10 protein-coding genes and 3 pseudogenes are annotated in these 22,950 nt (G+C 72.6%); 5 read left to right on the top strand and 8 right to left on the bottom strand.

The window, feature by feature from the left end; genetic code table 11:
• Positions 1 to 43: 43 nt before the first annotated feature.
• Positions 44 to 745, bottom strand: coding sequence for an anthrone oxygenase family protein (locus H7H31_RS13905; protein ID WP_187062933.1), 702 nt, complete (start codon positions 743 to 745; stop codon positions 44 to 46).
• Positions 746 to 751: 6 nt separating this feature from the next.
• Positions 752 to 1,612 (bottom strand): Rossmann-fold NAD(P)-binding domain-containing protein, encoded by an 861-nt coding sequence (locus H7H31_RS13900; protein ID WP_187062932.1) that lies wholly within the window; start codon positions 1,610 to 1,612, stop codon positions 752 to 754.
• 206 nt (positions 1,613 to 1,818) lie between these two features.
• On the opposite strand from H7H31_RS13900, the gene H7H31_RS13895 reads away from it, so the two are divergent.
• The 4 genes from H7H31_RS13895 to H7H31_RS13880 all read left to right on the top strand — a co-directional run bounded on the left by H7H31_RS13895 (position 1,819) and on the right by H7H31_RS13880 (position 14,901).
• A complete protein-coding gene (locus H7H31_RS13895; RefSeq protein WP_187062931.1) occupies positions 1,819 to 2,757 on the top strand; it encodes a LysR family transcriptional regulator in 939 nt (312 codons plus the stop codon).
• Between the two features lie 284 nt (positions 2,758 to 3,041).
• Positions 3,042 to 7,478, top strand: coding sequence for a LamG domain-containing protein (locus H7H31_RS13890; RefSeq protein WP_187062930.1), 4,437 nt, complete (start codon positions 3,042 to 3,044; stop codon positions 7,476 to 7,478).
• 138 nt (positions 7,479 to 7,616) lie between these two features.
• A complete protein-coding gene (locus H7H31_RS13885; RefSeq protein ID WP_187062929.1) occupies positions 7,617 to 14,546 on the top strand; it encodes a polymorphic toxin-type HINT domain-containing protein in 6,930 nt (2,309 codons plus the stop codon).
• Complete coding sequence (locus H7H31_RS13880) at positions 14,536 to 14,901, top strand: hypothetical protein (protein WP_187062928.1); 366 nt, start codon at positions 14,536 to 14,538, stop codon at positions 14,899 to 14,901. Before H7H31_RS13885 ends, H7H31_RS13880 begins: the two co-directional genes overlap by 11 nt.
• Before the next feature lie 305 nt (positions 14,902 to 15,206).
• Here H7H31_RS13880 and H7H31_RS34760 read toward each other — a convergent pair.
• The 6 genes and pseudogenes from H7H31_RS34760 to H7H31_RS13855 form a co-directional block, all read right to left on the bottom strand.
• Positions 15,207 to 15,455: pseudogene (locus H7H31_RS34760) on the bottom strand (site-specific integrase); the annotation flags it as partial.
• 962 nt (positions 15,456 to 16,417) lie between these two features.
• Positions 16,418 to 16,771, bottom strand: a pseudogene (locus H7H31_RS13870) (tyrosine-type recombinase/integrase); the annotation flags it as partial.
• A 394-nt stretch (positions 16,772 to 17,165) separates the two neighbouring features.
• A pseudogene (locus tag H7H31_RS35145) lies at positions 17,166 to 17,342 on the bottom strand (DUF7144 family membrane protein); the annotation flags it as partial.
• A 240-nt stretch (positions 17,343 to 17,582) separates the two neighbouring features.
• Entirely contained in the window at positions 17,583 to 19,208 is a 1,626-nt protein-coding gene (locus H7H31_RS13865; protein WP_187117917.1) for a DUF6297 family protein, read from the bottom strand.
• Between the two features lies 1 nt (position 19,209).
• Entirely contained in the window at positions 19,210 to 19,887 is a 678-nt protein-coding gene (locus tag H7H31_RS13860) for an ABC transporter ATP-binding protein (RefSeq protein ID WP_372455939.1), read from the bottom strand.
• A 112-nt stretch (positions 19,888 to 19,999) separates the two neighbouring features.
• Entirely contained in the window at positions 20,000 to 20,728 is a 729-nt protein-coding gene (locus H7H31_RS13855; protein ID WP_187060523.1) for a TetR/AcrR family transcriptional regulator, read from the bottom strand.
• 203 nt (positions 20,729 to 20,931) lie between these two features.
• On the opposite strand from H7H31_RS13855, the gene H7H31_RS13850 reads away from it, so the two are divergent.
• Positions 20,932 to 22,761: a CocE/NonD family hydrolase gene (locus H7H31_RS13850; RefSeq protein WP_187060522.1), complete on the top strand. Its 1,830-nt coding sequence runs from the start codon at positions 20,932 to 20,934 to the stop codon at positions 22,759 to 22,761.
• Positions 22,762 to 22,950 lie beyond the last annotated feature (189 nt).

The following is a 22,950-nucleotide window of genomic DNA, read 5'->3' as shown; positions in this document are numbered from 1 at the left end:
AAACCCGGACCGTACCCGGCCCGTACGCGACCGACCCCGACCCCTACGAGCCCGTTCCCCGTCCGTCCGAGTCCGCCCCTGGCCCGTACGCGACCGTTCCCGGCCCGTACGAGACCGCTCCGGGCCCGGACGTGTTCGGCGCGGCCACGGCGGTGGCGGAAACCGAAGCCGCAGCCGGAGCTGACGCCGAAGTCGTAACCGAGGCCCCAGCCTCGGGCTCAGCCGACGCCGCAGGCGACGCCGTGGCGCGGCCGTGAAGGATGAGGGCCCAGGCCAGGACGGCGAAGGCGGCGATGTTGGCGACGGCGCGCACGGTGTTCCAGGTGACCCAGCGGGCCTCGAAGTCCCGGCGGGCGGCGGCCAGGTCGGCGATCCGGGCCGGATCGCCCGCCTTGGCCAACTGGTCGTTGAGGGGCACGTTCACGCCGCTGGTGATCACGAACATGGCCAGGTAGAGCACGAGTCCGGCGATGATCCACGGCAGCGCCGCGCGGTCGGCGCCCGAGCGCAGGCTCAGTGCCAGGGCGAGGGCCGTGAACGCGATGCCGCCCAGGAAGCAGAACATGAACCAGCCGTTGAGGATGGACGCGTTGATCTTCTGCATCGCCTCCACGAAGGTGCGGTCGCTCGACCCGGCGAGGCCGGGCATGACCGCGTAACCGAAGGCGGCGAACAGCCCGGCCATCAGGCCGGTGGTGAGGGTCGCCGCGAGCAGCGCGACGGTGTGCAGGGTCTTGAGTTGCATCGCGGGTCACTTCCCGTCCCAGGCGCCCGAGGCCGCCGCGGCCCGGGCGAAGTCGGCGAAGTCGCGGGCGGGGCGGCCCAGGACGCGCCGCACGTCGTCGGTGACGCGGGCGTTGCGGCCGTCGAGGACCGTGCCGAAGAGGTAGCCCAGGAACGCGATCACGTCGGCCGGCACCCGCTCGGCGGCGAGGCCGGCCGCGTACTCCTCCGGGCTGATCCGCGCGTAGCGCACGGGGCGGCCGGTGACCTCGGCGATGGTCGCCGTCGCCTCGGCGAAGGTGAGCGGGCGGGGCCCGGTCAGCTCGTAGACCCGGCCCGCGTGCCCGTCCTCGGTCAGCACCGCGGCGGCCACGTCGGCGATGTCGTCCGCGTCGAGGAACGGCTCGCCCACCGGTCCCGCCGGCAGCGCTACCTCCCCGGCCAGCACCGGGCCGAGCAGGTAGCCCTCGCTGAAGTTCTGGCTGAACCAGCTACACCGCAACACCGTCCAGTCGGCGCCGGCACCGGCTCCCGCCCCCGATTCGGCCGCCGCCGCGAGGGCCTGCTCGCAGGCCACGGCCTCGTCCTCGCCGCGCCCCGACAGCAGCACGAGCCGCCGCACGCCACGGGCCACCGCCAACTCCGCGAAGGCGCCCACCGCCTCGACCGCGCCCGGCACGGCCAGGTCGGGGTAGTACGAGACGTACGCCGCGTGCACGCCGTCCAGGGCCGGGCCCCAGGTCTCCGGCCGCTCCCAGTCGAAGGGCAGCCCGCCGGAACGCGAGCCGATGCGTACCGGCAGGTCGCGCGCCGTCAGTCGGCTCACGAGCCGGCTGCCGGTCTTGCCGGTGCCGCCCAGGACGAGGGTCATGGGGTGGTGCTGCGTCATGGTGTGCTCCCCGTTGGTTGGTGCGTGGCCGTTGCCTGATGGCTGCTTGGCCGCTGCCTGGTTGCTGCCAGCCGCTGCCTGACCGCTGCTCGGCCGCCGTGACGACCGCTCGGCCGTCGCTCACTACTGTCGGCCGGGGCGACAGCGGTAACAATGGCCGAATCCGCACGGTCCGTTAATCTGTGGGTTACGGATGAGGGGGCCGGGTGGAACACCGCGACATCGAGATCTTTCTGACGCTCGCCCAGGAACTGCACTTCGGCCGCACCGCCGAGCGGCTGCACGTGTCCCCGGCCCGGATCAGCCAGGCCGTCAAGAAGATGGAACGCCGCATCGGGGCCCGCCTGTTCGACCGCACGAGCCGCCTGGTCGCCCTGACGGCGATCGGCTGCCAACTGCGGGACGACCTGGCGCCGGCGTACGACCAGATCCAGGCGGCCGTCGCACGGGCGGTCGAGGCGGGCCGGGGCGGCGGCGGGGTGCTGCGGGTGGGGTTCATCGGCGCCGGGGTCGGCATGTTCGTGTACGAGGTGGCGGAGACGTTCCGGGCCCGGCACCCCGCCGGCGAGGTGCAGGCCCTGGAGCAGCGGTACGCCGACGCCTCGACCCTGCTCGCCGGCGGCGAGATCGACGTGCTGCTTTGCGTGGCGCCGGCGCTGACCGCCGAGATGAGCGAGAGCCCGGTCCTCTTCCGCGAGGACCCCGTGCTCGCCGTCTCGGCCCGGCACCCCTTCGCCCGCCGCGCCGAGGTCCGCCTCGACGACCTGGCCCGCACCCCGGTGCTGCGCCCCCGGCTGCTCGGGCCCGAGGTGGACGCGCTGGCCGTGCCCGCGACCACGCCCGGGGGCCACCTCATCGAACGCGGCCCGGACTTCGGCACCATCCAGGAGATGCTGGCCCTCGTCGGCGCGGGGCGTGGCGTCTACCCCGTGCCCGCGCACGCGCAGCGCTTCGACTCCCGCCCCGACGTGGTGTACGTGCCGATCGAGGACGCGCCACCCTTCGCCTGGCGCCTGCTGTGGCGCACCGCCGCGACGACCCGCCAACTCCGCGCCTTCGCCGAGGCGGCCCAGGACGTGGTGGCCCACCGGACCAACCCACTGCTGGAGCCGAGCCCGGAGGCGGGGGAGGGGACGGGCGGATAGCTCGGCTGTGACGTCCGCGCGCTCCCGTCACAGCATGCCTTCACGTCGCGTCCACGAACCATCCACAGTGTGTGGCGGACGTGTGCGGCATTCCGGGGCGCCTTCCGCCGTTCACGCGCCGGTTGAAGTTGTGACGGGAGTCATATCGGCATGTCGATATCGAGAGGTTGAATGCGGCCTTTGTTGCTCTTTGTTGTAGTGGATCAATAGCACTCCGTGTCCCTACGGTCACCCGCACCACCGCGATGGCTCGCATCGCGTGCGGCAGGGGAGGGACTGAGGGGATGTCAGGTCGTGCGCGCCCGCGAAGATTCCGGGGTGCCGTCTTCACCGTGCTCGGGCTGGCGCTGACGGTCGGGCTGCTGCCGGCCACGGCGCCGGACGCGGTCGCCGGACCGGCGACCGCGGCGGCTTCGGGGGTGACTTCCGTGGCGGCTTCCGGAGCGGGGGAGGCGAGCGGCGCGAGCGCGGGGCAGAAACGTTCCGCCGACGCGCCCGCGCCCTACGGCCCCGCCACCGCCACCGCCAGCTCCGAGTCCGACGCCCTCGACCAGGCCCGGCGTACCGGCGCCAACGTCGAGGTGACCTCCCTGCGCACCGAGACCAGCGAGGTGTTCGCCACGCCCGGCGGTGAGTTGGAGGCCCGGGAGCACGTGCGCCCGGTGCGGGTGCGGGCGGACGGCGGCTGGAGGCCGGTGGACACCTCGCTGCGCCGCGCGGTCGACGGGGCGGTGGTGCCCGGCGGTACGTCGGTGGGCCTGGAGTTCTCCGGCGGCGGCACGGCCCCGATGGCGCGGCTGCGCCGGGCCGGCCGGGAGCTGGCGCTGAGCTGGCCGACGCCGCTGCCCGCGCCCCGGCTGGAGGGGGACTCCGCCGTCTATCCGGAGGTGCTGCCCGGGGTTGACCTGCGGCTGACGGCGGAGGCCGACGGCTTCGCGCAGTTGCTCGTCGTCAAGTCGGCCACGGCGGCGGCCAGCGAACAACTCGCCGAGCTGCGGCTACGGGTCGCGGCGCAGGGTGTGACCGTCCAGGAGGCGCCCGACGGCACCCTCGCGGCGGTGGACGACGGCGCCGGCAACGCGGTCTTCGAGGCCCCGCGGCCGGTGATGTGGGACTCCAGCGGTACGACGGCCCCGACCGGCGCCGCAGGCGCCCGTACGGCGGGAGGCCCCGACAGCAAGCCCGCCCCGAGCGCCGGCCTCAAGCCCGCCGCCTCCCGCGCCGGCGACGAGGACGTCCCCGCCCCCGGCAGTGCCGGCGGCGGTCGGCCCGCGCCCGTCGGCGTGGAGGTCGGCGCGGGCGGCGGCGAACTCGTCCTCACCCCGGACGAGGCGTTGCTGACCGGCGAGGACACGGTCTACCCGGTCTACATCGACCCGCAGTGGTACAGCCCCCGGGCCTCCTCCTGGACGGTGGCCTCGAAGTACTGGGCCGGCACCCCGCAGTGGAAGTTCAACGGCGACCCGGACGCCGGGCTCGGCTACTGCGGCTGGGCGTACTGCAAGCCGGAGGACACCAAGCGGCTCTTCTACCAGATCCCGACCTCGCGCTTCACCGGCCGCTCCGTCCTGTCGGCCGAGTTCGTGGTGCGCGAGACGCACGCGGCCTCCTGCGAGGCGCGCGAGGTGCAGTTGTGGCGCACGAAGCCCATCTCCTCGTCCACCACCTGGAACTCCCAGAACGCCGACGGCTTCTGGGCCGACCACCTGCGGAACAGGAGCTTCGCGTACGGCGCCGACGGGTGTGCCGCGGCGGACGCGGAGTTCGAGGTGGGCGGCGTCGTACGGCAGGCCGCCGAGCAGGGTTGGCCCTCGATCACCTTCGGCCTGCGGGCCTCCAACGAGAGTGACCGCTACGGCTGGAAGCGGTTCGCCGACAACGCGTACCTGCGGGTGAAGTACAACCGCCGCCCCACCCAACTGCGCACCGCCCAGCTCACCTCGGACCCGGGCGGCACATGCCGCCCGGCCGACCAGGCGGTGCGCGTGCGGTCGCTGCCCACGGTGCGGGTGAACAACGTGGGCGACCCGGACGGGGACAACGTCACGGTCCAGTTCCAGGCCACCTGGGACGCCGGTGACGGGCAGGGCTGGAAGCCGCGCTGGACCTCGACCACCACCACCAAGCGCTCGGGCTCCGACTTCTCCGTGAAGCTGCCGTCCAGCCTGCCGAAGAACAAGCGGGTCGACTGGCACGCCCGCGTCTCGGACGGCGCGCAGTGGTCGCCGTGGAGCTACGACGGCGCGGCCCCCGGCTGCAACCTCGTGCTCGACACCAGCGTCCCGGCCGGCCCGTCGATCACCTCGGGCCAGTACGCGGCGTCCGACCCGGAGGACCCCGAGGACCCGTGGCGGGACGGGGTCGGCCGGTACGGGACCTTCACCATCGACGCGCCGTCCTCCGACGTCACGCGCTACTGGTTCGGCGTCAACGAGCAGCCCAGCGGCAAGCACACCCTGAACACCTCGGGCGGCGGCGCGAAGACCATCCGCTTCATGCCGACCCGCCCCGGCGTCAACTTCGTCACCGCCCAGGCTTTCGACGCCGCGGGCAACGGCAGCGAGCCGCGCACGTACTCCTTCCGGGTGCGCGCCGGCCAGCCCGACCGCATGACGTGGGAGCTGAACGAGCCCGCGGGCGCCAGCGAGGTCAGCGGCGTCGGCGGCGCCTGGCCCGCCGAGCTGGCCGGCGGGGCCCGGGCCGGTGGCGAGGGCACGCTCGGCGGCGGGCTGCACCTGGACGGCGTCGACGACCACGCGGCGACGGCCTCGCCGGTCCTGGACACCGGCAAGAGCTTCTCCGTCGCGACCTGGGCCAGGCTGCCCGCGGATGGCGTGAGCGGGGCGCCGGTGGCCATCGCCCAGGCCGGCAACCACGCCAGCGGCTACGAGCTGTACTACTCCAGCGCCGCCGGCGGCTGGGTCTTCCTGCGCCACACCGGCGACAGCGCGAGCGGCAACGGCACGGCCCGCGCGACCCAGCCGGCCTGCCCGACCGGCGACACCGCGTGTGCCACGGGCCGGCTCGGCACCTGGACGCACGTCGCCGGCGTCTTCGACCACCCGGCCGGCGAACTGCGCCTGTACGTGAACGGCGCGTTGGCGGGTTCGGCCGCCTACCGCGACCCGTGGGACGCCCGCGGCGCCACCTACCTCGGCGCGGCCTCCCACTACGGCAAGCGCGAGGGCCACTTCCCCGGCGCCCTGGACGAGGCCCACCTCTTCGACTACCAGCTCAGCGACGCGCAACTCCGCACGCTGGCCGACAGGAAGCCGGTGACCTCGGGCGGCCGGCCGGCCAAGGCCGTCTGGAACCTGGACGAGGAGGCCACGGCCACCGCCGTCGCGGGGCGCGGCCAGCGCGTCACCGGCACCCCGCACGGCGGCCCGACCCTGGGTGCGCCCGGCGTGGCCGGCGGCGCCCTGTCCCTGGACGGCGTGGACGACCACGTACGCACCGGCCAACCCGTGCTCGACACCCACCAGAGCTTCACCGCCTCGCTGTGGGCCAGGCTGCCCAAGGACCGGGGCGAGCGGTCCATGGTCGCCCTCAGCCAGGCCGGCAACACCCTGCGCGGCTTCGAGCTCTACCACTCGCCCACCCTCGGCTGGGTCTTCCTGCGCGCCGGCGCCGACGACCCGAACGCCCCGGTGGTCCGCGCCGCCCAGCGCCCGTGCCCCGAGGCCAGCCCGGCCTGCGCGGGCGCCGGCCTCGGCGAGTGGGCGCACGTGGTCGCCGTCTATGACCACGACGCCGGGCAGATGAAGCTGTACGTCAACGGCTCGCTCAAGGCCACCGAGGCGTTCACCACACCGTGGCTCGCGCGCGGCCACGTCACCCTCGGGGCCACCGAGTACGCCGACGGCTTCGGCGGCTTCCTCCGGGGTGACCTGGACGAGGCCCGCCTGTACGACCGGGTGATCTCCGAGGACGAGGTGCGGCAACTCTTCCGCCAGCGCCCGCTCGTGAAGGGTCGCTGGAAGCTGGAGTCGGCGACCGGAACGCCGACCACCTCGCCCGACGACTCCGCCGCCCGCCGCCCGCTCACCCTCGCCTCCGGGGCCCGCGTCGGCCCCGGCTGGGTGGATGGCGGGGCCCTGGTCCTGGACGGGCGGGACGACCACGCCGCGACCACGGGTTCGCCGATCGACACGGCCGCCAGCTTCACCGTCGCCGGCTGGGCGCAGGCAGCGGCCCTCCCCGACGGGTCGGTGACCGTCCTCGGCATCGAGGGCGAGCGGCGCAGCGCGGTCACGGTCGGCTGGGTGCCAGGCCCCGACGCCGACTCGCCGGGCCGCTGGCGGGTGACGCTGCCGGCCACCGACGCCGACGGGGCGAGCGTGACCACCGTGGAGAGCCGCTCCTTCGCCGACGTCCGCGACTGGAACCACCTGGCGGTCGTCTACGACGGCTTCGCCGACCAGGTGCGGCTCTACGTCAACGGACAACTGGAGTCCCTGGTCTGCCCGGACGGCGACGACGACGGCACGGCCGACCAGGCGGGCTGCGCCAACCACGTCTCCTGGTCCGACAACGCGCTGGCCTTCCACGGCACCAGGGCCCTCCAGGTCGGCCGGGCCAAGACCGCCGGGACCTTCGGCGGCTACTGGCCGGGCGCGGTGGACGACGTGTGGGCCTTCCAGGGAGCGCTGAGCGAGGAGCAGGTGGCCGAGCTGGCCACGGGACGGCACGACCTGGAGACCGAGGTCCCGCGGGGCTGACGCCCACGGGCCGCCGCCGACGCCAGGCGCGGTGGCGGCCCGCCCCCTTCCCCCACCCCGATGACCGGCCCGCCGCGGCGGGCCGCACCGTCGCGTCGCGGCGCGAGCCGTGACCGTACCCAACACAGCGGGAGAGAGATGAACGACAGACCCACGGCCACCCGACACCGACGGGTGGGCCGCCGAAGAATCGGCGTGCTCGTCTCGGTGGCGTTACTCGCCGGACTCGTCCAGGCCACCGGTGAGACCGGGGCCCGCGCGGCCGACGACGGCAGCGGCCGTCCTGACCTGCCGCGCTCGGAGAGGCCGGTGGCCGGCGCCGACGCCGGCAAGGCGAAGCCACGGCCGGCCAACGCCGGCCCGCGCACGCCGAGCCGCGCGCCTCGGGCCGCCTGGCCGCAGGCCGGCAGCGCCACGGTGCGGCTGCCCGCGTCCGACGGGCGCCGGACGGCAGCCAAGGCCGCACCACCCACCCCGACCCGGGCCGGCACCCTGCCGGTCTTCCTCACGCCGGCAGCGCGGACGGCGGCACCGGCAGCCCAACAGCGCACGCCTGCCACGGACACCACCCCCGCCACCGACGTCACCGTGCGCGTCGAGCCGCGCGCGAAGGCCGAAGAGACCGGCGTATCCGGCGTCTTGCTGTCCCTGTCCGCGCGGCAGGCGGGCGCCTCCGGCGTCGAGCTGGACTACGCCGCCTTCGCCGAGGCGTACGGCGGCGGCTACCTCTCCCGCCTCACCCTCGTCCAACTCCCCGGCTGCGCGCTGACCACCCCCGACGACGCGAAGTGCCGCACCGCCACGCCCGTGCCGACCGTCAACGACACCGAGCACCGACGCCTGAAGGCCGCGTCGGTGCCGCTGCGGGCCGACGCGCCGACCGTGCTGGCCGCCGTCGCCGGCGACGAGGGCAAGACCGGCGACTACAAGGCGAGCACCCTCGCTCCCTCCGCGTCCTGGCAGACCGCCCTGAACACCGGCGACTTCGGCTGGTCCTACCCGATGGAGGCGCCGGACGTCCCCGGCGACCTGGCCCCCGAGCTGAGCCTGGCGTACTCCTCGGGTGCCCTGGACGGCCGGACCAGCTCCACCAACAACCAGGCGTCCTGGGTCGGCGACGGCTTCGACCTCTCGCCCGGTTTCATCGAGCGCCGCTACAAGCCCTGCTACGACGACGGCGTCAAGCACGCGGACGGCCGCGAGCCCGGCGACCTGTGCTGGGGGTACGACAACGCGTACCTGACCATGAACGGCAAGGGCGGCGAACTCGTCCCCACCGGCAAGGACGAGTGGAAGCTCCGCAAGGACGACGGCACCCGGGTCACCCGGCTGACCAGCGGTGACCGCGCCAACGGCGACAACGACAACGAGTACTGGCGGCTGACCGACACCGACGGCACCCAGTACTTCTTCGGCTACCACCGGCTGCCCGGCTGGGCCAGCGGCAAGGAGACCACCGACTCCACCTGGAGCGTCCCGGTCTACGGCGACGACGCGAACGAGCCCTGCCACAAGGACGCCTTCGCCGACTCCTGGTGCCAGCAGGGCTGGCGCTGGAACCTGGACTACGTCGTCGACGCGCACGGCAACGCGATGGCGTACTACTACGACAAGGAGACCAACTCCTACGGTCGTAACCTCAAGGACACCGACGACACCCCGTACACCCGCGGCGGCTACCTGGACCGCGTCGAGTACGGGCTGAAGTCCACCGACCTGTACGCCGAGAAGGCGCTGGCCCGGGTGGACTTCGCCCAGGCCGAGCGGTGCCTGCCCGAGACCGGGGTGACCTGCGCGCCGGAGACCATCGACGACAAGAAGTTCTACTGGTACGACACACCCTGGGACCTCAACTGCAAGGCCGGCACCACCTGCGACAAGGGCCGCCTCTCGCCCAGCTTCTTCACCCGCAAGCGGCTGGTGGAGGTCACCACCGAACTCCTCAAGGGCACCGCGTACGCCAAGGTCGACTCCTGGGCGCTCAGCCACCGCTGGGGCGAGGCCGACGTGGACCGGCAGCTCCTGCTCGACAGCGTCCAGCACACCGGGCACGCCGCCACGACGCCCATCACGCTGCCGAAGACGACGTTCACGTACACCCAGTTGGAGAACCGGCTCGACAAGATCGGCGACGGGTACGCCCCGTTCATCAAGGCCCGGTTGTCCAGCGTCGCCGACGAGTACGGCGGCCAGGTGGACGTCGGCTACTCCGCGCCCGCGTGCTCGCACGCCGGACTGCCGACCCCGCAGACCAACACCACCCGCTGCTTCCCGCAGTTCATGGGCGGCTCCAACACCGACGACCCCGAGCGGCACTGGTTCAACAAGTACGTCGTGACGTCCACGACCGGCACCGACCGCACCGGCGGCGCCCCCGACCAGGTCACCCGGTACACCTACCTGGGCGACGCCGCCTGGCACTTCGATGACGACGACGGCATGACCAAGGAGAAGCACCGCACCTGGTCCCAGTGGCGCGGCTACGGCCACGTGCGGGTGAACACCGGCGGCCAGGGCGAGAGCGGCATGAAGACGCAGGAGGAGCACTACTTCCTGCGCGGCATGGACGGCGACCGCGCCGCCCCGTCCGGCGGCACCAAGGACGTCAGCGTCACCCTCGGCGCCGGCGAGGGCGCCGCCATCCCCGACCACGCGTCGACCGCCGGCTTCGGCTACAAGACCGTCACCTTCTCCGGGCCCGGCGGCAAGGTGCTGGGCAAGACCGTCAACCGGCCCTGGCACCACCAGACCGCCCAACGCGTCCGCGACTGGGGCACGGTCACCTCCGACCTGACCGGCACCGGCCACAGCAAGGAGTGGACCTCGCTGGACGACGGCGCCGGCCAGAAGTGGCGCACCACCGAGACGACCACCACGTACGACACGGTCGCCGGCCGCATCACCCAGGTCGACGACGCGGGCGACACGGCCACCACCAGCGACGACCGCTGCACCCGCACCACCTACGCCGTCAACACCGCGGCCAACATCCTCACCCTGCCCGCCCGCGAGGAGACGGTGGCCGTCGCCTGCGGCGAGACCCCCGACCGGGCCAAGGACGTCATCTCCGACGTCCGTACCGCCTACGACGGCGGCACCTACGGCGACGCACCCACCAAGGGCGACGGCACCGCCACCGCCACCCTCAAGACCCACGACGGCACCAAGGCCACCTACCTGGAGAGCGGCCGGACCGTCGACGGTTACGGACGCGTGCGCACCGAGACCGACCTGACCGCGACCCTCACCGCCACCGGCGACGCGATCCCGGTACGCCAGGCGCGCACCGACGGGCGGACCACCACCACCGCGTACGCGCCCGCCACCGGCCACCCCACCAAGATCACCGAAACGTCGCCGCCCGCCACCCCGGGCGACGCGACCACCACCCAGACCACAAACACCGACCTCGACGTCCTCACCGGCCAACCCACCACGATCACCGACACCAACGGCAACCACACCAAATACGTGTACGACGCGCTCGGCCGCGCCACCAGGATCTGGCTCGCCGACCGCGCCTCCTCGAACGCGACGCCGGCCAACTACGAGTTCACCTACACCGTCGCCGAGGGCAAGGCCGTCGCGATCGGCACCAAGACGCTGGAAAACTCCGGCGGCCAGCGCACCACGTACCAGATCCTGGACGGCCTGCTGCGCGAGCGGCAGACCCAGGAGCCCGGCCCCGGCGGCGGCCGGGTGCTCTCCGACGTCTTCTACGACGACCGCGGCCTGCCCGCGAAGAAGTTCGCCCCGTACTACGCCGAGGGCGCGCCCCGTACCGCCCTGTTCGCGATGGACGACGCCCTGTCGGTGGAGACCCAGACCTGGCACACCCACGACGGGCTCGGCCGCGAGACCGAGGTGCGCGAGGTCGCCGGCAACGGCGACGGCGGCAAGGTGCTCAGCACCACCCGCACCCTCCACGGCGGCGACCGCTCCACCGTCATCCCGCCCGAGGGCGCCAGCGCCGTCACCACCGTGACCGACGCCCGCGACCAGACCATCGAGCTGCGCCAGCACCACGCGCGCTCGGCCGACGCCGCCTTCGACACCACCCGGTACGCGTACACCCCGGCCGGCAAGCTGGCCAAGGTCACCGACCCGGCCGGCAACTCGTGGGGCTACGCGTACGACCAACGCGGCCAGCAGATCCGCGCCGACGACCCGGACAAGGGCACCACCCACAGCCGCTACGACGACCGAGGCCAACTCACCTCCACCACCGACGCCCGCGACACCACGCTGGTCCACGTCTACGACGGCCTCGGCCGCAAGACCGAACTCCGCGAGTCCACGCCCACCGGCACACTGCGCGCCAAGTGGGTCTACGACACGGTCGCCGGCGGCAAGGGCCAACTCGCCGAGTCAACCCGCTACGTGAACGGCAACCCCTACACCTCGAAGGTCACCTACTACGACCGGCTCTACCGCGCGCTCAAGAGCGAGGTCGTGATCCCCGAGGCCGAGGGCGCGCTGGCGGGCAGGTACCAGTCGCAGCAGGCTTTCCACCTGTCCGGTCTGCTCCGCAACATGGGCTTCGGGGGCGCCGGTTCGCTTCCCGGTGGCGGCCTGTCCTACACCTACGAGACGGGTACGCAGCGGCAGATCCTCGCCCACGGCAGCGGCGCACGGGCCGCCCTCACCTACACCCTGACGGGCAAGCCGCAGCAGTACGCCTTCGGCCTGACCGACGGTGAGCGCAAGACGTGGACCACCCAGTCCTACGAGTGGGGCACCCAGCGGCTGGCCACCAGCCGGGTGGACCGCGAGAACGTCCCCGGCGTCGACCGCCACACCACCTACCACTACGACCCGGCCGGCAACGTCACCTCGCTGGCCGACGTTTCCCGTGACGGCACCGACAACCAGTGCTTCACCTACGACCACCTGCGCCGCCTCACCCAGGCGTGGACCCAACCCACCGCCACCTGCGCGCCGGCGCCGTCGGGCGAGATGATCGGCGGGCCCGCCCCGTACTGGCAGTCCTACAGCTACGACAAGGTCGGCAACCGGCTCACCGAGACCGAACACGACCTGACCGGCGCCACCGCCAAGAACACCACCCGCACCTACACCTACCCGACCCCCGGCCAGCCCCGCCCGCACGCGCTGGCCTCGGTCGCCACCAAGGGCCCCACGGGCACCGCGCTGGACACCTACGACTACGACGCGGCCGGCAACACCCGCGCCCGCACCCTCGCCGGTGACACCCAGAACCTGACCTGGGACGCCGAGGGCCACCTGGCCGAGGTCACCGAACCCGTCGGCGACAACGGCAAGCGCACCACGTCCTACCTCTACGACGCCGACGGCAACCGCCTCATCGGCCGCACCGACACCGAGACCACGCTCTACCTGGGCCACTCCGAGGTCACCCTGGCCAGGGGCGCCGACAAGGCCAAAGCCACCCGCTACCTGGACCTCGGCGGCGGCCACCAGGCCGTCATCCAGGACGACGGCAGCGTCACCTACACCGTCGCGGACCACCACGGCACCGGCGAACTCGCCGTCAAGGCCGCCGACGTCACCCTCACCCAACGCCGCAACCTCCCCTTCGGCGCCCCCCGTGGCACCGACCCGACCACCTGGCCTGGCAGCAAGGGCTTCGTGGGCGGCACCCGCGACACCACCACCGGCCTCACCCACCTCGGCGCCCGCGAGTACGACCCGAAGCTGGGCCGCTTCATCAGCGTCGACCCGATCATGGACCTGACCGACGCCCAGCAGATGCACGGGTATTCGTACGGGAACAACAACCCACTGCTGTACAGCGACCCGAGCGGTAAACTCTTCGGCTTCGGCGGCCCCGTGAACATCCAGCGCCCCAAGGGCGGCGGCTACGGCTCCGGCGCGGCGGGCGGCCGGGTATCTGGCAGCGGCAGCTACAGCGGCTTCGCCGGGCGGCCGGTGAGGAAGTACCGGCCAGTCCGGTATCGGCCGGTCACGTATCGGGTTACGGCATCGCAGGAGGACAGCAACCCGTTCTACATGGGAGACCCCTACCAAGAAGTCCGAAAAGCCTTCGGTGCCTACGGGCTTCCGAAGCTCATGGTGCGGAGCGGGGCTGGCTTCTCGAAGCTTATGAAGGAACTGCTCGCGCCTGATGCTGCAAAGATCATTGAATGTACCGGGGATCCCGCCCAATGGGATTGCGCCAAGGAGGGGGCGTCAGCCCTCGCAGCCGGCCGAGCCTTTAAGTTGGCCGGCACACTCGTCGGCAAGGGCCTCAAGCGGATAGGCCCCGGCAAGAAGGCCCGCTCGCAGCCGGAACCCTCGGATTGCCACAGCTTCCTCCCCGAAACGGACGTCCTCCTGGCGGACGGCACCACCCGCCCCATCAAGGACGTGAAGACCGGTGACAAGGTCCTGGTCACCGACCCCGAAACGGGCGAGACCGCACCCCGCGAGGTGGTCGGCACGATCGTCACGGAGGACGACAAGGAGTTCGTCGACCTGAAGGTGGCCGGCGGCGAGCGGAACTCCCTTGTCGCGACGGTGACGCACCCGTTCTGGGTGATGGACTCCAAGACCTGGGTGGACGCGGGCGACATAACGGCGGGCATGCGGTTGCGGACGCCGGAAGGCGGCACGGTCCAGGTCGCGTCGACGCGGCACTTCACGGATCTGCAGCGGACACATGATCTGACGGTTTCTGGGGTGCATACGTACTATGTGCTGGCGGGCGAGACGCCGGTCCTCGTTCACAACAGCAACTGCGGCGTGACCATTGATGACGGCAAGTGGGATTACTTCTTCGGGCGAGTTAAATCCAATCCGCACAATGCGGAAAGGTCAGCCCAGAACGCCTATCAGCTGGAATCGATTGGAATTCGCGACAACGCTGCGGGGCGCGAAGTTCTGACTGGGCACTTCAATGAGGCGATGAGGAGTGGGGTCGTGGAGACTTACGTGCATTCGAAGTCTGGACTCACGAACATGCGAACGGAGTCACTCCTGCACGGGCCGCGTGGCGCTCTCCTGATTCGCGCCAACTTTGAAGTAACCGACAACGGAGTACGGCTCACTACAATGATCCCCATTGGAGGGAGGGGTTATGGCAAGTGACATTATGGAGATTCCAGAGGATCTGGATTTCATCGAAGTGCTTGGCTCAGCCCCCGAGCCTACGGAATATGACCCTGATGTGTGGCGGGTCGAGGCTCCGGTAGGCGATGCTGGCGAGCTTGTGGCACTGAGCTTCGACATCGGAGCTAGGTCTGTACGCTTGACCAGAGAGTCGATGGGTGAGTGTGATATAGAAATCTACCGCGAACAGGTGGATCGGATTCTCCTGTACTCGCGAGAGGGGGAGCGCGGGATCGTCGTGGAAGTGGACGTTCCCGGCTTCAAGTGTGAGGTCAGGGTCGTCGTGTCTCCCAGATTCCGCCTAGTGGACCCCATGCTGTACCTGGGGCGTTGACGGGTACGCATGACTCGCATTCGTTAGAATGAGGATTTCTCGACTCTGGCCCTGCCATTTGTCGAAGCAGGTCGTCGAGCGGGTCGCCTCATTACGCTTGCAAAACAGAAGCCCCGTCAGGCACGTCCTGGCGGGGCTTCTGCGTGGGGTGACGGCAGTAGTTGACGGCAACGTCAGCGGGCGAGTGAGGCACAGGGTGGTGGTTCGTCGCCGTCGGAGCGTGCCGTCTCGGTGTTCGTCGGGCCGTCGAGCGCGGTGCCGAGGGCGTCGATGGCGTCTCGCTGGAGGCGGAGCCTTACGTGGGCGCGGAGCTGGTTGAGCCAGGGGCGGACGTCCTTGGCCAGCTTCTTCTTGCCTAGGCCGGGCATCAGGTACCGGTGGACACAGACGGTGTAGCGGGGGATGTTCTCGCGGAGAGGGTGGATGGCGACGTTCTCCAGCCAGTACGTCAGGTACGCAGCCACGCTGCCCGCCGTGGACGGGATGGGGACGCCGCGGTCGCTGACGGCGATCTTCTCGGTGAGCTTGTTCATCGCGTCTTTGCGGGTAGTGCCGGAAGTCGTCGGGAAATCCGATACGGCAAACGAGTCTAAGGATTGTGAGGCTGAACCAGCTGTATGGCCAGTGATTCTCTCTACCGCGTAGAGGATCGACAGTTCAGTGCCCTCTTCATGTTAGGTACGGAGGACGACAAGAAAACCGTTGAGAGCGTCGACGCTGAACTAAGCCTCCCGCATGGGACGCGATGGAGCGCCACGTTCATGACGCTACAGGCGATCGAGCAGGCAATGCATCGCTGGCGAGAGGCTGGAGAATGCGCCAGCGGCGCATGCTTTCAGTGCTCCGATCTCGTAATCATTCCGGAAGGCGGCCTGGCAGCGATGCTGCACTCCTTCCAGGTGATTATCGATTCAGGTTGGCCTTGCGGGGGTTCTGTCAGCCCTGAGCGATGACTGAATCGCCGTAGCGGTAATTCGTGACGCTCGACGGTGTATACGGAACCAGGCCCGACCTCCTGCCCAGATCTATGGTTCGAGTGGTTCGTGCAGATCGGCAGGGCGGTCGACGGCTGACTTGGGTTGGGCGGCCGGGTGTGCAGTTGCTGAACCTAGATCAGCATCTCCAGTACGAGCGCGAAAGCCTCAGTCATTACCCGCGTAGCTCTGACGGTACAATCGCGTGGGACGCGGTTGCTGATCGTTTGGTGCTCAGTTCGAGGGAGTTGGGTTCCATCGAGCTGGGCGCCGCAATCCAGCGATTCACCCCGAAAGCTGACACCCTAATCTTTTTCTGGGAGAGTCTGGCGGTCCCGAGTGTAGAGATGGGGCTCGAATTCTCTATCTCTCACCTGCCAGACATCGCGGAATCCGTACCGGAATTCTGGATATATTCTCCCGGTGACCGCATTGTGGTGGAGAGTTCGTTCACTGGCGTAGTGACTGTGGCCCGCATATCTGTGGAAGCAGATGGCCAGAGTCCTGCGTAACGCCCTTCGACGGCAGCGCTGACGGCAACGTCAGCGGACGACCACCGTTGAGGGCGGCGGCTCTTCGGAGTCGTCGCCCTCACCCAGTGCGTCGCTCAGGGTGTCGATGGCCTGGCGCTGGAGTCGGACGTGGGCGTAGACGGTGGCGGTGACGCCCACGTGGGCATGGCCGAGGAGTTCCTTGATGATGACGAGGTGGACGCCCTGTTCCAGGTGCAGGGTGGCGGTCGAGTGGCGGAGATCGTGGAAGCGGATGCGGCGGAGGCCAGCCTTGCGGAGGAGCGCGACGAAGGTGCGGGTGAGGTTGGTCGGGTCGATCGGTCGGCCCTGCGCAGTCGTGAAGACGTGCCCGTCGTGCCGCCACGAGGTGCTCGCGGCCTCACGCCACGACCGCTCACCGCCGAGGAACGGGCGGTGGTGGAAAGGGTCCTCCGAGCGGACTTCGCGGGAGCTGAGGAGTTGCGTCAGCAACTTGATGAAGCGCGGGTGGTGGCGCTGTGGGGAGCTCGTTCTGTGAGTGTTGACCTGCACGTCATGGGTGACGTTCCTCGCGCCCGCATCCCGTCCGGGCCTGCTCCGGTGACGTGCACGGTTGTCGATGAGGGGGGCGAACTCGTGGGCGAGATCCTCTTGTGGACCGAATCGGGGATGCTGTCGGGTCTTGAGTACGCCTGGTTCGGCGATCAGCCCCCTGCTTCGCTTCCGCGAGTCGATCGAATGGGCACGTCACAGGTGGGGCCTTGAAGACCCACCCCGCCCCTCGTCGCGACGGACGCCCCTACCTCACCCGACCCCCGTGATACACCGCCAACGCCCAGATCACGAACAGGTCGAGCGCCATCACGACGACCGACCGGAACGGGGCGTACGGCAGGAAGAGGAACTGGGCCACCAGGCTGAGGGCGGCCAGGGTGATGCCCGTGGCGCGGGCCCAGCGGCGGCCGGCGAGGATGCCGCGCCGTCGGAGGGAGCGCGGCGTTCGTGTCGTACGCCAGTGGCAGGGGCGCTCGCGCCGCTGATGTGCGCGCCGCTGGAGTGGGCGTCGACGTGGACGTGGTGGGCGGCGGCTTGGCGTACGCGTCCGGGCCCGGGTCTGGCTCGTCGCCTGAGCCCGGCCCTCGCCCGAGCCCGGCCCCTCGCCCGATTCCAACCCCTTCGGGGCCAGCCCCCGCCCCGCTCCCCGGCAGGGCCCCGCTCAGCCCCGCAGCACCCGCCGTCCCGTCCGCCACGCCCACCACAGGCCCGCCGCCCCCGCGCCCAACAGCCACAGCAGGGCCAGCGCGAAAGCGAGCGGGGTGAACCCGCCGGCTCGGGCCGTGGCGGTGAGGACCGGGGTGGTGGCGCCCAGCAGCACCAGCGGGCCGCGGAGGTACCAGGCCACCGCCTGCGGGCCGCCCGTGTTGCCCATCGGGGTCTCGACGCCGATCAGCACGTGCGGCGGCACGGGCCCGCGGTACGCGCTGACCAGCGCCGCCGCCACGTACGCCGGCGCCGCCGCGACCAGCAGCGCGAGGCCGGGCTGCCACCGGCCGGCCAGCGCGCAGAGCAGGGCGCCCGCGCCCGTGCCGGTCAGCAGCGCGGCGCCCGGCACGAGCGCGTGCCACAGGGCGAGGGCGCCCGTCGTGGTGGGCAGCGGCGCGGCGCGGTGGATGTCGTCGGCCTCGACGCGGGCGGGCTCGGCGAGTTGGGCCGCGGCCAGGTAGCCCGCGACGGCCGCGCCCGCGACGGCGACGAGTTGTGCGCCGCCGCGCGCCGTGGGGGCGTACGCCGTGAGGGTCACCGCGACCGTCGTCCACAGGGCGGCCCAGGCCAGGCGGGCGGGGGAGCGGAGCAGGCCGGTCGCGTCGCGCCAGGGGATGAGCAGCCAGCGGCGGCGGGGCGGGGGCAGGCGCAGCCGGGGGCGGGCGCCGGGGGTACCGAGGGTGCGGACGGCGCCGCGGGCCTGGCGCAGGTCGAGGGCGTACAGCGCCGCCGTGACCTGGGCGGCGACCGTCGCCCGCCGGCGCAGCGCGGCCAGCGGTATCAGGGGAGCCGCCCGGCGCGCGGCCCACACCGCCAGCGCCGCGCACCCGGCCGCCAGCGCCGCCGCCACGCGCCAGCCAGGGGCCGGCCCGCCCACGGCCGCGACCAGCGGTTGCGCCGCCCAGCCCCAGGGGCCCGACCACAGGCACACCGCGCCGAGCCAGGACGGTACGCCGCACATCGCGCCCAGCGCTCCGCCGGCGCACAGCGCGGCGATCGCGGCGCGCGTGGCGCGCAGCACGCCGGGTCCGCGCCGGAGCAGCAACGGCTCGTGGCGCTCGACGGCGACGCCGAGCGCGCCGCCGACCAGCGCCGTGCACAGGCCGGCCCAGCCGCCGGCCGTGGTGGCGCCGGCCCACGGCCCGCCCCGTAGGGCGGAGAGCAGGAAACCGGCCACGCCGCCCGCGATCGCGCCGCCCGCCGCGGCGAGGCCGAGCGCGGCCAGCAGGCGCGGCAACACCACCGGCGCCCGTGCCAGCGGGGCCGACAACAGCCAGGTCAGCGCGGGGCGTTCGACGGTCACCGGGCCCCGCCAGGTCGCGCCGTAGCCGATCAGCAGCAGGGCCAGGAGCAGCGCCGCCGGCGCGAGCAGAGGCAGGGCGTCCAGCACGCGCGTGCCGAGCGCGCCGCCCCGCCCGCCGTCGCCGCCCGCCCAGGAGGCCGCCAGCAGGAGCGGTAGCCCCCACGCGCCCCCGATGAGGGCGCAGGCGTACGCGGCGAACCACGCGTTCCCGCGCTTGGCCCTGCGCGCGCCGGCGCGTACCTCGTGCAGGTAGGCCAGGGCCGGATGGGTCGCCACCTCAGCCCTCGTCCGCCGCCCCGGCCAGCACGGCGTCGAGCGGGACCACCCGGTCGGCCACCGCGCGCAGGCCCTCGTGGTGGGTCGCCAGCAACACCGCGGTCCCCGCGTCCCGGTGCGCGGCCAGCCGGCACGCCAACTCCCGCCGCGCGTGGGCGTCCAGCCGTTGCTCGGGCTCGTCCAGGACGAGCAGGTCGTGCGGCCGGACGAACGCCGAGGCCAGCAGCAGCGCCTGGGTCTGCCCGGAGGACAGCGCGGCGGGCAGCAGGTCGGCGTGGTCGGTCAGCCGGTACGCGGCGAGCTCGGCCGTCACCGCCTCCTCGGCCGTCGCCACGCGCAGCCCGTGCGCCAGCGCGACCAGCAGCAGATGCTCACGCACCGTCAGATCCGGGTAGTGCGCGCCGGCGTCCAGCACCGTGGCGACGCGCGCCCGTACGCCCGCCTCGTCCTCGTCGATCGGCGACCCGGCGAACTCCACGGTCCCCTCCGACGGTCGCTCCCGTCCGACGGCCAGCCGCAGCAGCGTCGACTTGCCCGAGCCGTTGTCGCCCACCAGCGCCACGCACTCGCCGCGCGCCACCTCCAGCGTCACCGCCCGCAGCACCGGCCGGTCCCCGTACCGCCGTCCGACCCCCACCAGCCGCAGGAGCACCGCGCTCTCGTCCGTCACCGGGCTCACAGTAGGCGGCGGTCCCGACGCCGCCGCGCGAGGGTGCCGGGGCGGGCCGGGCGCGGGCACGCCGCGTACGAGGCGGCGAGTTGGCGAGTCGGTGGGTCGGTGGGTCGGTCGGTCAGGGGGCGGCGTCGAGGCCGTCGACCAGGCGGCCCAGGAAGCGGCCGAAGGTGGCCTCGGGGGCCAGCGGGCGGCCCGGCGAGGCGAGGGCCGCGGCGAGTTCCGGGTGCTGGCCGTCGGCGGCGACGGCGGCCAGGTAGCGGGCCTCGGCCGCGGCGCGGTCGGCCGAGGCGGCGGCTGCCGCCTGCGCCAGCTCGTGCCCGACGTGCCCGCTCACGAACGCGGTGAGCTGGGCGAAGACCTCCAGCTTCGACGCGCCGTCCAACCCGGTGGGCCGCAGGATCGCGAGCACGTGCTCCAGGAAGGCCAGGGTGTTCGGGCCGGGGCTGCGGCGGGTGGCCAGGGCGGCGGGCAGCCAGGGGTGGCGCAGCATGTGGGAGCGCTGGAGGTGGGCGACGGCCTTCAGGTCGGCGCGCCAGTCGCCGGTGGGCGTGGTGGGCGGGCCGGTGGCGGTGAGTTCGCCGCTGACGTGGTCGACCATCAGCTCCAGCAGGGTCTCCTTGTCGGGCGCGTAGCTGTAGAGCGACATGACGCCGGCCCCGACCCGCGCGGCGACCCGGCGCATGGTGACCGCTTCGAGGCCCTCCGCGTCGGCCAGCGCGACGGCCGCCGCCGTGATCGCCTCCCGGCTGTAGGCGGGCCGGCGGCCCCTGCGGGGTTGCGGGTCGCTCAGCCAGAGCCGCTCGGGGTCGATCCCCGCCGCACCGGCGTCCGGGTCACGGGTCACGGCCGCACCCTCCTCAATCCCTCGGTCCCTGGGTCCCTGGGTTCATCGGTCCCTTGGTTCATCGGCGAACGTCGCGGCGCCCGGCACCGGCTCCGGCGGGCGCCGGCCGTCGCGCCGGCGGCGCCGTGAAGTGCCAGCTCCCGCGGGTGCCCATCCAAGCATCCTCTATTCTCGTACGACGTACGCGAATGAGGAGGGCGACGATGGCAGCACGCACACACGACCCCGCGCCGACCCCGACCTGGGCGCCGCCGCCCGGAAAGCCGCCGCTGGCCGCCCGGCTGGCGCGCGCGACCTGGCGCGGCCTGCCGGCCAGGCGGTACGCGGTGGGCTGGGAACCGGGCCTCGCGGTCCCCGCCGCCGACGGCAGCCCGCTGCTCACCGACCACTACTTCCCGCGCGCCACGGGCGACTTCCCCACCCTCCTCGTGCGCTCGCCCTACGGCCGGGGCTTCCCGTGGTCCCCGCAGTTCGGCATCCTCTTCGCCGAACAGGGCTTCCACGTGGTCCTGCAGAGCTGCCGCGGCACCGGCGGCTCGGGCGGCGCGTTCCACCTGTGGCGCAACGAGACCCCCGACGGCCTGGCCACGGTGGCGTGGCTGCGTGAGCGGCCCTGGTTCAACGGCGCGCTGGGCACCGTGGGCCCCAGCTACCTGGGGTACGCGCAGTGGGCGCTGGCCGCGGACCCGCCGCCGGAACTGCGCGCGATGGTGGTCCAGGTCGGGCTGCACGACCCGTACGCCCTCTTCCACACCCGGGGTGCGCTGCAACTGGAGAACGCCCTCGCCGTCGGCGCCGGCCTGACGTACCAGCACCAGGGGTGGGGACCGTTCGTGAAGGCGATCCTGCGCCTCCAGCGGCGGCTGCGCGCGGTCACCGGCGCCCAGCCGCTGCGCGACGCCTACCCCACGGCCCTCGGCGGCCCGCTGCCCTGGCTGGACGACGTGCTGACGCACCCGGACGCCGACGACCCGTACTGGAGCGGCGCCTCACTGGCGCACGTGGCGGCGGGCACGCGGGTGCCGACCAGCCTGATCACCGGGTGGCACGACGTGCTGGCCGACCAGACCTTCGAGCAGTACGCGCGGCTGCGGCGGGCCGGCCGCGAGGCGACCCTGCTCGTCGGCCCCTGGACGCACACCTCGGCGCTGCGACAGGGCTGGACCGAGGTGTTCGCCGAAAGCCTCGACTGGCTGCGCGCGCACCTGTGCGCCGACACGTCCGCACCGCGCCGCACGCGGGCGCGCGTGCACGTCGGCGGCGCGGACACCTGGCGCGACCTGGCCGACTGGCCCCCCGCCCGGCCCAACACGCCGTGGTTCCCCGCCCCGGACGGGCACCTCACCCGGCAGGCCACCGCGGCCCGCGCACCGCTCGCCTCGTTCCGCTACGACCCCGCCGACCCCACCCCCTCCGTCGGCGGCCCGCTGCTCTCCCGCGCCGCCGGCTCCCGCGACAACGGCCGCCTGGAGGCCCGGGACGACGTCCTGACCTTCACCAGCCCCCCGCTCACCGAGCCGATCGACATCCTCGGCCCGGTCGCGGCGCGGCTGAGCGTCAGCACGGACGGCGGCCAGGCCGACCTGTTCAGCAGGCTGTGCGACGTGGACGAGCGAGGCCGCTCCGTCAACGTCTGCGACGGTCTCGGCCGGATACGCGCGACTGAGCGGGGACCCGCGTACGTCACGGTCCCGATGAGCGCCACCGCCCACCGCTTCGCCGCCGGCCACCGCGTCCGCTGGCAACTCAGCGGCGGCGCCCACCCGCGCTACGCGCGCGGCTCCAGCGCGGCCGAACCGCCCATCGACGCCACCACGTTCACGCCGGTGCGCGTCACCGTCCACCCGGACTCGACCCTGCTCCTGCCCCACGTCCCCGCATCCGAGCCCGACGCTCATCCTGAATCCGAAGCCGCACCCGAGCCCGAAGCCGTGGCCGAAGCCGAAGCCGTGGCCGAGTCCGAAGCGGTGGCCGAGCCCGGCGCCGAACCCAAGCCCGACACCGACGCCGAGCCCGCCCCCGACCCGGCCTGAGCCACCCGCGCCCGCACGGACCCGTACGGCCCGCGCTCCCTCGTACGCCCCGTACGAACCCGGGCACGAACCCGTTCGCCGCGTACGCCTCCCACGCCTCCGCCTCGGGCTTCGCCCGCCCCGCGCTCCCGTCTCAGCGCTGCGCCCGCGCGAGGGCGACCCGCAGCGGGCGATGGCCCGTCGAGGCGG

This window comes from Streptomyces buecherae, from assembly GCF_014295035.1.
GTDB classification, from domain to species: Bacteria; Actinomycetota; Actinomycetes; order Streptomycetales; family Streptomycetaceae; genus Streptomyces; species Streptomyces youssoufiensis.
This window is presented reverse-complemented; position numbering and strand designations above follow the sequence as displayed.

Coding starts and splice junctions, on each gene's coding strand:
- H7H31_RS13905 (WP_187062933.1), bottom strand. CDS start 745: ATGCAACTCAAGACCCTGCACACCGTCGCGCTGCTCGCGGCGACCCTC.
- H7H31_RS13900 (WP_187062932.1), bottom strand. CDS start 1,612: ATGACGCAGCACCACCCCATGACCCTCGTCCTGGGCGGCACCGGCAAG.
- H7H31_RS13890 (WP_187062930.1), top strand. CDS start 3,042: ATGTCAGGTCGTGCGCGCCCGCGAAGATTCCGGGGTGCCGTCTTCACC.
- H7H31_RS13885 (WP_187062929.1), top strand. CDS start 7,617: ATGAACGACAGACCCACGGCCACCCGACACCGACGGGTGGGCCGCCGA.
- H7H31_RS13880 (WP_187062928.1), top strand. CDS start 14,536: ATGGCAAGTGACATTATGGAGATTCCAGAGGATCTGGATTTCATCGAA.
- H7H31_RS13850 (WP_187060522.1), top strand. CDS start 20,932: ATGGCAGCACGCACACACGACCCCGCGCCGACCCCGACCTGGGCGCCG.